Origin of the sequence: Rhodoligotrophos sp. CJ14, assembly GCF_038811545.1 — a bacterium.
GTDB classification, from domain to species: Bacteria; Pseudomonadota; Alphaproteobacteria; order Rhizobiales; family Im1; genus Rhodoligotrophos; species Rhodoligotrophos ferricapiens.
Genome location: NZ_CP133319.1, coordinates 2,281,760 through 2,294,182, shown reverse-complemented (window position 1 = coordinate 2,294,182; position 12,423 = coordinate 2,281,760). Strand labels below are relative to the sequence as shown.

Here is a 12,423-nt window from a genome sequence, read left to right as displayed (position 1 = left end):
ATGCTCGATCCAAAAGCCCTGCCCGGAGAGGCACCGGTCGCGAGCGAGACAGCGCCAATCCCACCCGCACGCTCCGGATTTCTTTCGCCAATCAACCGCCGGCGATGGGAGAATTTCAAGGCACACCGGCGCGGATTCTGGTCGCTATGGATCTTCCTCGTGCTGTTCGGCGTCAGCCTGTTTGCCGAGGTCATCGCCAATGACCGGCCACTTATGGTCAAGTATGACGGCCATTTCTATTTTCCGATCTACCAGGATATTCCGGAAAGCACCTTCGGCGGGTTCCTGCCACAAACCGATTTCCGCGATCCCTTCATCCAAGAGCAGATTAACCAGAATGGCTGGATCATCTGGCCGCCCATCCGCTATTCCTATCGGACGATCAATCTCGAGCTGCCGGTGCCGGCACCTTCCCCACCTTATTGGATGATGGACAAGGCGCAGCGGTGCGCCGCCTATCCGCAGGGGGTGAACGACCCGAACTGCGTCTTGGGCAATGTGAACTGGCTGGGGACTGACGATCAAGGCCGCGACGTGGTTGCGCGGCTTATTTACGGTTTCCGGATCTCGGTACTGTTCGGACTCGCGCTTACCCTGCTCTCCTCCATCATCGGGGTCGCCGCAGGCGCCGTGCAGGGCTATTTCGGCGGCTGGACCGATCTCTTGTTCCAGCGCTTCATCGAAATCTGGAACTCGGTTCCCACGCTCTATCTGCTCATCATCCTTGCGGCGGTGATCGAGCCGAGCTTCTGGGTGCTTTTGGGCATCATGGTGCTGTTCGCCTGGGTCGCGCTGGTGGGCGTGGTGCGTGCCGAGTTCCTGCGGGGGCGGAACCTGGAATTCGTCATGGCGGCGCGGGCCATGGGGCACTCAAACGCTTACATCATGTTCCGGCACGTTTTGCCGAACGCCATGGTGGCAACGTTGACCTTCATGCCGTTCATTCTGAACGGCTCGATCACGACCCTGACCTCGCTCGATTTTCTGGGCCTGGGCCTGCCGCCGGGCTCGCCATCTCTCGGAGAGCTCCTGGCGCAGGGCAAGAATAATCTGCAAGCACCGTGGCTCGGCATCTCAGGCTTTCTGGTGATCGCAGTAATGCTGAGCCTGCTGATCTTTGTCGGCGAGGCTGTCCGCGATGCCTTCGATCCGAGGAAGACCTATCGATGAGCGAGGCCGCGCCACTCCTGTCCGTCGAAGAGCTTTCGGTCGCCTTCGCCCAAGGCGATACCAGGGTGTTGGCGGTGGACCGCGTGTCCTTCGATATCCGGCCCGGCGAGACCGTCGCTCTGGTGGGCGAATCGGGCTCCGGCAAAAGCGTTACGGCGCTCTCCGTCCTGCGGCTGTTGCCCTATCCCGCAGCCAGCCATCCGACGGGCCGCATCCTGTTCGAAGGCAGCGATGTCCTCCATGCAGATGATCGCACTCTGCGCCGCATCCGCGGGAATGAGATCGGCATCGTGTTCCAGGAGCCGATGACCTCGCTCAATCCGCTGCACACGATCGAGGATCAGGTCGGCGAAGTTTTGAAGCTGCATCAGGGCATGAGCGATGCCCAGGCGCGCAACAGGGTCATCGAGCTGCTCACCCGGGTCGGCATCCCAGATCCGGAAAGCCGGCTCGCGAGCTATCCGCACCAGCTTTCGGGAGGGCAGCGCCAGCGCGTCATGATCGCCATGGCGCTCGCCAACAAGCCGGTCCTGCTGATCGCAGATGAGCCGACGACGGCACTCGATGTGACCATTCAGGCTCAGATCCTGGATCTTCTGCGCGAGTTGCAGCGGGAGCTCGGGATGGCCATGCTGCTCATCACCCATGATCTGGGGATCGTCAGACGCATGGCGCAGCGGGTCTGCGTGATGACCAAGGGGCGGATCGTCGAGGCCGGGGATGTCGAGGACATCTTCACCAGGCCTCAGCATCCCTATACCCAGCAGCTACTTGCGGCAGAGCCCAAGGGCGAGCCGCCCGCTGCGGACCCCGCAGCGCCCGTGGTGATGGAAGCCGACGATCTCAAGATCTGGTTTCCGATCAAGCGCGGCCTGTTCAAGCGGACAGTAGGGCATATCAAGGCGGTCGATGGCATCTCGTTGAAGGTGCATGAGGGGCAGACGCTCGGGGTCGTCGGCGAATCCGGTTCGGGCAAGACCACGCTCGGGCTGGCGCTGCTGCGCCTCATCTCGTCGGAAGGCCGGATCGCCTATCTCGGCAACGGCATCGACAAGTTACCGGCGGACGAGCTCCGCGGCATCCGCAAGGACATTCAGGTGGTCTTTCAGGACCCCTACGGCTCGCTCAGTCCGCGCATGTCGATTGCCGAGATCGTGGCGGAAGGGTTGCTCGTGCAGAACAAGCGCCTGTCGCGGCAGGAGCAGCGGGCACAGGTTGCTTCAGCGCTCGAGGAGGTGGGGCTCGATCCGGCGGCGATGGACCGGTATCCCCATGAATTCTCCGGTGGTCAGCGTCAGCGGATCGCGATCGCGCGCGCGATGGTGCTGCAGCCGCGTTTTGTGGTGCTGGACGAGCCGACCAGCGCGCTGGACATGTCCGTGCAGGCGCAGATCGTCGAGCTTTTGCGCGAATTGCAGCAAAGACACGGGCTGGCCTATATGTTCATCAGCCATGATCTGAAGGTGGTGCGCGCCATGGCCCATCGGGTCATGGTGATGAAAAACGGGCATGTGGTCGAAGCGGGCAGCACCGCGGATATTTTCGAGCAGCCGAAGACCGAATATACCAAGGCGCTCATCGCGGCGGCTTTCTCACATGAAGCCATTCATTCGGCGGCTGTCGCCACCTAGATCGTCTTACGCCTCGGTCAAATGGTGAGATGGTCTAAGTTCTTGATTCCGTGCATCCTGGAGGGAAACAGGTTTCAGTTCCTGGGATTGCTCATAGGCGGGGATAGACATGGCATTGTTGTATGTGATCGAGGGGTGGGACCCCGCACCTTGGCTTGCCGCCATGCGCGCCAAGGCTCCACAAAGGCAATTGCGCGTATGGCCGGAGGTGGGAAATCCGGAGGAGGTCGAGTATGCGCTGGTGTGGAAGCCGCCGCATGGAGTGCTGAAAAGTCTTCCCCAACTCAAGGCCATTCTCTGCCTGGGCGCCGGCGTCGATCACATTCTGACCGATCCCGATCTGCCCGATGTGCCGATCGGGCGGATCGTGGATCCCAATCTGACCATGCGCATGACGGAATATGTGGTTTTTCAGGTGCTGCTGCATCATCGCCAGCATCTGGCACTCGCCGAGGCGCAGCGGAAACATGTCTGGGCCGCGCTCGAACAGCCCGCCGCCTGCGATGTCCGCGTCGGGGTGATGGGTCTCGGCGCGCTGGGCAGCGATGCGGCGGAGAAGCTGCGCATGCTGGGATTCAAGGTTGCGGGCTGGAGCCGGACCGCAAAGCAGATCGCGGGCATCGAAACGTTCAGCGGCCAGGACGGATTGAAGCCGTTCCTGAACCGGACGGATATTCTCGTTTGTCTGTTGCCACATACGCCGGACACGACGGGCCTGCTAAACGCCGAGACCTTCAAGGCGCTGGCGAAGGATGGCCCTCTGCCCGGACCCGCGCTGATCAATGCAGGGCGCGGCAAAATCCAGGTTGAAGCCGATATTCTGGCGGCCCTCGAGAGCGGTGATCTCCATAGCGCGAGCCTCGATGTGTTCGAGCGCGAGCCGCTCGATCCGGCAAGCCCATTGTGGTCGCATTCGCGAGTGGTCATCACGCCGCATAATGCGAGTGATTCCGATGCAGCATCGCTCACCGAGAATGTGCTGCAGCAGATCGACCGTTTCGAGCGCGAGGGCAGGCTGGAGAATGCGGTTGATCCAGAACGGGGCTACTGAGTGCCGGACAGTTTGCGTCACCCCGCCTGACTGGCCGCGCGGGCGTGGAAGCGGCCCCAAAGAAGGAGGGCTGACAGGAACACCACGCCCCCGAGGACGGCGGAGAGGATCAACGCGTTCGCCGCACCAGCCGTCTCAATAAGGGCGGCATAGGCGATCGGGGCGAGCGCCGAGCTGATGAAGCTCGGCGCGGTCAGCTGGCCAACCAAGGCTCCATAGGAGCGTGGGTCGAACAGCACCAAAGGCTGAGTCCCGCGAATGATGGTGATCAGGCCATTGCTTGCACCATAGGCAAAGGCAAAGCTCGCACCCGCCAAAGCAGAACCGCTGGCGCCTACCCCGAGGAGGAAGGACGCAGGTAGGATCGCCGTGGCCAGGACGCCGAGCGCCAAGGGGTGCAGGCGACCACCGAATATGATCTCACATAGGCGCGCCGATGATTGTCCAACGCCGCGCAGGCTCGATAGCCAGACGGCAATGCCGGCGCTCATGCCGAGATAGGCCATGATGCTGATCATGTGGGCGGACATGGCCGAGTTCAGGAAGGATGAAACCGTGACCATCGCCATATAGAGGAAGCTTGCGGCCCGCTTGTCCGCCAGGCTCTGGGCCAAGGGCGGCGGGTGCTTTTGGCCGCCGGCCTGGGAAGTTTCATGCCGGCCATCAGGGATCGACCAGTGGAGAGGCAGGGTCAGCAGCGCGATCAGGGCATAGGCAATGAGCGCACCGCGCCAGCCGACCAGTGAGATGAGGCCGTAGCCAATAGGCCAGAAGGCTGTCGAGGCAAGGCCACCCAGCAAGGTGACTTGCGAGATAGGGCGCCGTGCCCCCGGCCCGCCGATGCGCGCGAGCGATGCAAAGGCAGCCTCGTAAAGCGTCATGCGCATGGCAAGGCCAAGACAAGCCCAGGAGAGACCATAGAGGATAAAGCCCTGGGCCTGGCTCAGACCGAGGCAGCCGATCGCGATCAGCACCGAGCCCGCGCACATGACGCGGCGGCCGCCATAACGGTCGACCCAGCGTCCCACCCGGCCCGAAACCAGTCCCATGATCACCAGGGCGCCGGAAAAGCCGCCATAGACGACGGTCATCGGCCAGTCGAGATCGCGGGAGATTTCGACGCCGAAAACAGCAATCAAATAATAGGAGATGCCCCAGCAGACGAATTGCGACAGGCTGAGCGCTACGACGAGCCCCCTGGTGATCATGGGCGCAGTCTGCCGGGCCTTGCATCTCCTGATCCGAGCGGCCGCTGCATCAGCACCGTGTCCAACCACATGCCGTGTTTCCAGCCGACAGAGCGCAGGGTGCCCACATGCCGGAACCCTAAGGCCTCGTGCAGTTTGATCGAGGCGTGATTGGCAGAATCACCAATCACTGCGATCATCTGCCGGAAGTCGCATTCGGTTGCGCGTTGGATCAGTGCGGAAAGCAGCAGCTTGCCAATGCCGCAGCCCTGGCACTGTTCAGCCACGTAAACAGAGTTCTCGAGGGTGGCATCATAGGCCGGCCGCGGGCGATAGGGGCTCGCATAGGCATAGCCGGCCACGGTTCCCTCACGGGTTGCGACGATATAGGGATAACCTGCCGCGACGAGCCGGTCCCGCCGCGCAGCCATTTCGGCTTCATCGGGCGGGGTGAGTTCGAAACTCGCGCGCCCATGAAGAACCGCATTGCCATAGATGGCGGTGATTGCTGGGATGTCTGTTGGTAGGCAGGGTCTGATCTGAACGGTGGGATCGTGGGATGGCGGCTGCACGGAAGGCCTCGACGCGGTAGCTTGGCCATCGTACTCTCTCGCACCGCGCTGTCCAGCAACGAAGCGCTAGAGTAAAGGCCTTCGCGTGGAGGCCCCGTCGCGCATCGCATGCAAGCGGCGTTCCAGCGGTATCTCAGGACGCTATATCCACGATGCTCCGCCCGCTGCAATCGTGCAGCACCGTGTTGCGCGCAGAATGTTGGACAGTCGTACCGTGAGTATACACCATATATCTGTAGCAGCGATTGTGAGACGTCCCCCTCTACGTAACCTCCACGTAGCGTCTTCAGTCGAGGCTGCATGTGGCCTTAAGCACATCGCGTCTTCGCGCAAGCGGTCACGTGGAAACCCCGCCTCCTCCCCGGCGGGGTTTCCGATTTTATGGCTCCGCATTGTCCTGCAGCAACGCCTTCGGATTCGAGTGTTTTCGCTTTTCTTAGAATCGCGAGACCGCTCTCATTTCTTGCTGGGTCGCATTTTCTTCACGCGAACCGGTATCCACTTCGCTCGGAAATGCTCTGGTCGGCCGAAGCGCTTTGACGTTCCGTTTAGCAGCCTGATAGCAAAACCAGACCAGTATTTGCATCGCGTGGCATGTTGAGCTACGCAATACGGCGGGCGGGCTCTGGTTCGCAACCGCGGAATGAGATCTGCGTTTGCGTGTCGAGATCCAGATGTTGAAGGGAAAGCAGATGTCCTTTTCGATGATTCGTGCGGTGTTCCTCGCTGCGGCCATGGGATTCGCATCCGCTTCTATTCTCAGCCCTTCCCCCGCCGCGGCACAGAGCATCTATGACGCGGGCGTGGCCAACAAGCTGCAAGGCCTGACGAAACAGCAGCGGGCCGAGGTGAGGCAGATCACGCGCGAGAGCCGGGCGGAGATGATGGCGATCTTCCGGCAGTTCGGGATCGATCCCAATGACAAGCCGAATTTCGACAAGCTGATGCAGGCTTCAGGGCCACTCCAAGCGGTTGCCCGGAGGGAGAGGCAAGCCATGGCGCAGGTGCTGACCCCCGAGCAGCTCCGACAGTATGATCGGATCGTCGCTGAGACCCGCACCCGGGTGCGTATGTCGACACAGAGGTGACGCTTATCGAAGCGTTTCGACACTTTCCGAAAATGCTCTAGCGGCCGAGAACCAGCGCCCTGTCGGGAAAGCAGGTCTCGGTCAGACCTTGGCGGGTCTGCCATTTTCCAACGGCGATGCGGCTCTTGAACCCGATCAGTCCGTCGACGCCGCCGACATCATAGCCAGCCTGCACAAGCTTCCGCTGCAGGCCCTGGACGTGCTGGCGGGTGAAGCCGGAAAGCTCTGCCCAGGACCCCTCAAATGGGCGAGCTCCGCCATAGCGATCGGCAAGGTGGCCGATGAACATGGCATAGACGTCGGACTCGTTATATGCCTTCAGCACATAGAAGTTCTTGGACACGATGAAGGCTGGGCCGAGACGTCCGGCCGGCATGAGCAGGAAGGCCTGGTCAGTAAAGCGGGGCAGGGGCTTACCATCGATGCCGCGGACGCCCATGGCTGCCCATTCCCCGAGCGGCCGGCCCTGTTCGGGTCCTTCGAGCGTGCACGAGACCTGAGGGGGCACGCTTGCCTCCATGCCCCAATGGCTGCCACGAGCCCAATCGTGCTGCTGCAGGTAATGGGCGATCGAGGCGAGGCTGTCCGGCACCGAGGTCCAGATGTTTCGATGGCCGTCACCATCGAAATCCACGGCGAAGCGCAGGAACTTGGTGGGCAGGAACTGGGGTTGACCCAAGCCGCCGGCCCAGGAGCTGCGCATGTCCGCGTGCCCGATATGCTCTTCCTCCAGTATCCTCAGGGCTGCGATGAGTTCGGGATAGAAGGCTTCCTTGCGCCGGCCCATGAAGGCTTCGGTTGCCAGCGCGCGGATCGCGTCATGGGGAATCTTCACCGTGCCATAGTGCGTCTCACGACCCCAGATCGCGACGATGATCTCCTTGGGCACCCCATATTGGCGCTCAATACGGTCGAGCGTTTTGCCCCAGGTCGTAAGCAGGCGCCGGCCATCACTCACCAGCGAAGCGAGCTGCTTTTCCGAGAAGTAGCGGCCGGGACTTGCAAATTCCGGCTGCCGCTGGGGTTCCGGCTTCTCGGGCCGGATGCCGGGCGGAGCGAGATCGGGCAGGCTCCAATCGAGGGCGATGTCAGCGAAAGCCTTATCGAACGTCCCTCTCGAGACGCCGGCCTGACGCGCATCAGGCCAGACGGTGGTCTCAATCCATTTGCGGAACTCGCCTTCGAGGCGCGCACGGGCGGCGCTATTGGGCGCAGCGAGGGTCTGGGTCAGACTAAGGCAGAGCAGCAGGACCGCCAGGCAGGCAAAGATCCACGGCTGTTCGATTCGCTTCGATGACGGCTTCTGCATGGGTTCTGTTTACCCCGACACAACGGTCATTCCAATCGTTTGGCGCAGAGGAATGGCAGATCCCCGGCGCGCGGGAACCTGATCTGCAACGTTGCGTTGTCTTGCCGCTGGCAGTGAGACCGAGGATCGAGCGGTGATGGCGGAAGATGTTCCGATATCGATTGTCATTCCAGACACGCGGCAACTGCTGACGGGCATCTCCCGAGCCTTTGCCGGCGCGCTCGTGTTCTCCCTGCCGATGATGATGACCATGGAGATGTGGGATCTGGGCTTCACGATCCCGGAATACCGGCTGGCCCTGATGCTCCTGCTCACGTTGCCGCTGCTCGTCGGCCTCTCTCGCTTCGGCGGGTTTCGCGAGACGGTGCAGCTGTCCGACGATGTCGCGGATGCCATGGTGGGCATGGGTGTGGCCTTCGTCACGGCGCTGGTCGTGCTGTGGATCTGCGGACAGATCACCGGGGACATGTCGCTCCGAGAGAGTCTCGGGAAGGTCGCCATCCAGATGATTCCGGGCAGCATCGGCGCGCTGCTCGCACAGAACCAGCTGGGCGGAACGGCCGGGCGCGAGAAGCGTCGCATGCGGGAGCCGACCTATCTCGGCGAGCTGTTCCTGATGGTTGTTGGAGCCTTGTTTTTGTCGCTCAACATCGCGCCGACCGACGAGGTGGCGCTGATCTCCTATGCAATGTCTGTCTCCCAACAGCTCCTGCTCATGGCCCTCAGCCTCCTGCTCATGCATGGCTTCGTCTACATGGTCGAATTCCACGGCACCCATCAGGAGGAAGGGACGCTCACGAGCATTTTCCTGCGCTTTACGGTGGTGGGCTATGCATTGGCGCTTGTGGTGAGTCTGCTGCTGCTCTGGGTTTTCGAGCGAACCGACGGCACCAGCCTCGAGGAGATCTTCAAGATGGCCGTCGTGCTCGCATTTCCCGGGGCGATCGGTGCGGCAGTTGCGAGGCTTGCTCTATGAGCAGTGTGGATGCCAAAGACGAGGCCCGCGGCCAAGAGGAAGACGAAATCCTCCAGATAGGAACGTCGCGGCTCGAATGGCTGTTTGCGGCCATCGGAGGCCTGATCGTGCTGGGGATGGCGGGCTATCTCGCCTATTTCGGCCTGACCGCGCCGGAGACCCCACCGAAACTCATTCTGGAGCCGGTTTCGGTGCAGCAGACGGCAGACGGCTATCTGCTACAAGGCAAGGTGCGCAACGAGGGAGAGATGCCCGCGACCCAGGTGAAGGTCACGGGCGAGCTCATGGACGGGGAAAATCCGATCGAGCGGAGCAGCATCGAGATCGACTCGGTGCCGCAACACTCGGAACGGCGGTTCGGGCTTCAGTTCTCAACTGATCCGTCCCAGCATAGCCCGCGGTTGCGGATCGAGGGCTATGTGGAACCCTGATCGCGCGACCGGTCTCCACTTCACTCGACAGTGCTTCAGCCGCGGCGCGTGACGAAGCGGGTTTCGAGATAGCCTTCGAGCGCGTCGGCGCCGCCCTCGGTGCCATGGCCGGAATCACGGATGCCGCCGAAGGGCACTTCCGGCAGGGCGAGGCCGAGATGGTTGATGGTGATCATACCCGTCTCGATGCCGTCCGAAATGCGATCGATGGTCTTGGCGGACTTGGCAAAGCCATAGGCGGCAAGGCCGTAGTTCAGCCGGTTCGCCTCGCGCAGCGCATCATCCATATCCTTGACCGGCACCATCAGCGCCAGCGGCCCGAACGGTTCCTCGTTCATGGCGCGGGCGTGCTTGGGGACATTGGTGAGGACGGTCGGCTCGAAGAAATAGCCGGCATTGCCAATGCGCTTGCCACCGGTTGCGAGTTCGGCACCACAGCTCACGGCGTCCTGCACGAAGTCTTCCATGGCCTGAACGCGGCGGGCGTTGGCCAGGGGGCCCATCTGGACGCCGTCCTCGAGGCCGTCGCCGACCTTGAGCTCGGAGGTTAGCCTGGTGAAGCGGTGGACGAAATGCTCGTAGACCGGCTCCTCGATGAGGAAGCGCGTGGGCGAGACGCAGACCTGACCGGCGTTGCGGAACTTGTGCGTCGTCATCAGGCTGGCCGCCTCGTCGATATCGGCATCGGCGGCGACAATCACCGGCGCGTGGCCACCCAACTCCATGGTGGCGCGCTTCATGTGGAGGCCGGCGAGGGCGGCGAGCTGCTTGCCCACGGCGGTCGAGCCGGTGAAGGAGATCTTGCGGATGACCGGATGCGGGATCAGATATTCCGAGATCTCGGCGGGGGTGCCGTAGACCAGGTTGAGGACTCCGGCCGGCAGACCCGCATCGGCAAAGGCGCGGATGAGCTCGGCGGGGGAGCCCGGTGTTTCCTCCGGCCCTTTCACGATGATCGAGCAGCCCGTGGCCAGGGCCGAGGAGATCTTGCGGACCGCTTGGTTGATCGGGAAGTTCCAGGGAGTGAAGGCTGCCACTGGTCCAACCGGGCGCTTGTAGACCAGCTGATCGACGCCAGCTGTCCGGGACGGCACGATGCGTCCATAAGTGCGCCGGGCCTCTTCAGCGAACCAGTCGATGGTATCGGCGGCGCCGAGCACTTCCATGCGCGACTGGGCGAGCGGCTTGCCCTGCTCAAGCGTCATGATACGGGCAATTGACTCGGCGCGCTCGCGAAGCAGGTCGGCGGCTTTGCGCATCAGCTTGGAGCGGTCGAAGGCCGAGACATTGCGCCAAATCTCGAACCCCCGCTCGGCCGCGGCAAGCGCCTGGTCGAGATCGGCAATGGAGGCGTGAGCGACTGTGCCGAGCTTGTTCTCATTGGCCGGGTTGATGACCGGATCGGCCTTCCCGTCAGCGCTGGGTGTCCATTTGCCGTCAATGTAAAGCAGAACGTCAGAATACATGTTGGCCTTTCTCGCCCGCCCTCAGCGGACCTAAGCTACTCAGGAGCCGTGTGACTGTGCGGCGGTATATATGCCTATGGCTCCAATTTCGCGAAGATGCTCGATTGTCGCTTGGTCGTAGCCGAGGATCGTCCCGAGGATATGGGCCGTGTCCTGGCCGAGCATCGGAGGCGGGACGGGAGAGGCTTCACGCTGCGCGGCGAGGCCATGCGCCGGCCGCACCAGGCGGACCGGGCCAAGCTCCGGGTGATCGACGGTTTGCACAAGGTTGCGCTCGCGGACATTCGGGCTGTCGAAGGCTTCCGGCAGACTGTGCACCATGCCCGCTGGAACCTCCGCCGCGCGGCAAGCCGTGATCCACTCTGCCCTGGCGCGGGTTTTCAGGATATCGCGAAGAAGGGGAACCAGGGTGGAGCGATGGGTCGCGCGGTCCCCCGCCCGCATGAAGCGAATATCCTCGGCGAGATCCGGGCGATTGATCACCTTCCGGCACAGGGCGGCGAATTGCTTGTCATTGCCCACAGCAAGGGCGAAGTCGCCGTCGGCCGCTTCGAAGATCTCGTAAGGCACGACACTGGGATGGCCATTGCCATGGCGGCGCGGCACAACGCCCGCGTTGAGATAGGCCGCGCCGATATTGATCAGAAGGTTCATGGCGCAATCGAACATGGCCAGATCGATATGCTGGCCAGCCCCAGTGCGCTCACGCTCGTAAAGGGCAGCGGTGATCGCCTGAGTGGCCACCATGCTCGCGGTGATGTCCACGATCGCCGTGCCGGTGCGGGTGGGGGCGCCGTCCGCTTCGCCGGTGACCGACATCAAGCCGCTTTCCGCCTGAACGATAAAATCATAGCCGGGGCGGTGCGCATCAGGACCCGTCTGGCCGTAACCCGAGATCGAGCAGTAGATGAGGCGCGGGTTTATTGCTGAAAGGGCATCAAAGCCGACGCCAAGCTTATCGGCGACGCCCGTGCGGAAATTCTCAACAAGGATGTCCGCCTTGGCGGCGAGGCGTTGGACGATCTCCTGGCCTTCCCTCGATTTCAGGTCCACGGCAATGCTCTGCTTGCCGCGATTGGCGCAGAGATAATAGGTGGAGGTGCCATTATAGCTCGGGACGGACCAGGCGCGGGTGTCATCGCCACCGCTAATATTCTCGATCTTCCAAACCTCGGCGCCGAGATCGGCCAGGGTCATGGTGCACAAGGGCCCGGACAAGACACGAGAGAGGTCGAGCACCTTGATGCCCGCCAATGGCAATGGGCGTTGCCGGCCCTGAGCTTGCGAATCCACAGACGTCTCCTCTCTCGGCACCGGCTCGCCACCTTCGCAGAAGGCGCAGCGGACGCACCAGTCCATATGCCATGAACGATTGGCCAGACGCAGCCTTCTCCGCGCATCAAGCCTTGGTTGCTGGGCAGACCGTGCCAGCAGGGCGAGGCAGCGTCAACAAGGGCTCGGAGAGCGGGGCGTCGCGCGCTACTCCTTGCTTCAAGGAGCGGGGCATCTTCCTGAATTGGCTGCCGCAGAGCGACGCTTGAT

At 62.4% G+C, this 12,423-nt stretch carries 11 protein-coding genes; 6 read left to right on the top strand and 5 right to left on the bottom strand.

The genetic code is table 11. The annotated features are described in order from the left end of the window. From RCF49_RS10675 to RCF49_RS10665, 3 genes are all read left to right on the top strand, one after another. Positions 1-1,170: an ABC transporter permease gene (locus tag RCF49_RS10675; RefSeq protein ID WP_342644178.1), complete on the top strand. Its 1,170-nt coding sequence runs from the start codon at positions 1-3 to the stop codon at positions 1,168-1,170. Beyond that, on the top strand, positions 1,167-2,801 hold the full coding sequence (locus RCF49_RS10670) for an ABC transporter ATP-binding protein (RefSeq protein ID WP_342644002.1): 1,635 nt from the start codon (positions 1,167-1,169) through the stop codon (positions 2,799-2,801). The genes RCF49_RS10675 and RCF49_RS10670 overlap by 4 nt, the downstream gene beginning before the upstream one ends. Before the next feature lie 109 nt (positions 2,802-2,910). Continuing rightward, positions 2,911-3,852: a 2-hydroxyacid dehydrogenase gene (locus RCF49_RS10665; protein WP_342644001.1), complete on the top strand. Its 942-nt coding sequence runs from the start codon at positions 2,911-2,913 to the stop codon at positions 3,850-3,852. A 17-nt stretch (positions 3,853-3,869) separates the two neighbouring features. Here RCF49_RS10665 and RCF49_RS10660 read toward each other — a convergent pair whose 3' ends face one another. Further along, positions 3,870-5,060: an MFS transporter gene (locus tag RCF49_RS10660; RefSeq protein WP_342644000.1), complete on the bottom strand. Its 1,191-nt coding sequence runs from the start codon at positions 5,058-5,060 to the stop codon at positions 3,870-3,872. Next, the gene (locus RCF49_RS10655) at positions 5,057-5,611 is read right to left on the bottom strand and encodes a GNAT family N-acetyltransferase (RefSeq protein ID WP_342643999.1); all 555 of its coding nucleotides are present in this window, start codon (positions 5,609-5,611) and stop codon (positions 5,057-5,059) included. Before RCF49_RS10655 ends, RCF49_RS10660 begins: the two co-directional genes overlap by 4 nt. A gap of 692 nt (positions 5,612-6,303) precedes the next feature. On the opposite strand from RCF49_RS10655, the gene RCF49_RS10650 reads away from it, so the two are divergent. Then, entirely contained in the window at positions 6,304-6,699 is a 396-nt protein-coding gene (locus RCF49_RS10650) for a hypothetical protein (protein WP_342643998.1), read from the top strand. A 37-nt stretch (positions 6,700-6,736) separates the two neighbouring features. Here the strand turns inward: RCF49_RS10650 and RCF49_RS10645 are convergent, their stop codons facing one another. Further along, positions 6,737-8,008, bottom strand: a complete 1,272-nt coding sequence (locus RCF49_RS10645; RefSeq protein WP_432807382.1) for a lytic murein transglycosylase — start codon at positions 8,006-8,008, stop codon at positions 6,737-6,739. Positions 8,009-8,144: 136 nt separating this feature from the next. Here RCF49_RS10645 and RCF49_RS10640 point away from each other — a divergent pair, with 136 nt between their 5' ends. After that, positions 8,145-8,984, top strand: coding sequence for a TIGR02587 family membrane protein (locus RCF49_RS10640; protein WP_342643997.1), 840 nt, complete (start codon positions 8,145-8,147; stop codon positions 8,982-8,984). Next, positions 8,981-9,415: a hypothetical protein gene (locus RCF49_RS10635; protein WP_342643996.1), complete on the top strand. Its 435-nt coding sequence runs from the start codon at positions 8,981-8,983 to the stop codon at positions 9,413-9,415. The genes RCF49_RS10640 and RCF49_RS10635 overlap by 4 nt, the downstream gene beginning before the upstream one ends. Before the next feature lie 35 nt (positions 9,416-9,450). Here RCF49_RS10635 and RCF49_RS10630 read toward each other — a convergent pair whose 3' ends face one another. Continuing rightward, complete coding sequence (locus RCF49_RS10630; protein ID WP_342643995.1) at positions 9,451-10,881, bottom strand: NAD-dependent succinate-semialdehyde dehydrogenase; 1,431 nt, start codon at positions 10,879-10,881, stop codon at positions 9,451-9,453. A 39-nt stretch (positions 10,882-10,920) separates the two neighbouring features. Next, positions 10,921-12,174 (bottom strand): CaiB/BaiF CoA transferase family protein, encoded by a 1,254-nt coding sequence (locus tag RCF49_RS10625; RefSeq protein ID WP_342643994.1) that lies wholly within the window; start codon positions 12,172-12,174, stop codon positions 10,921-10,923. Positions 12,175-12,423 lie beyond the last annotated feature (249 nt).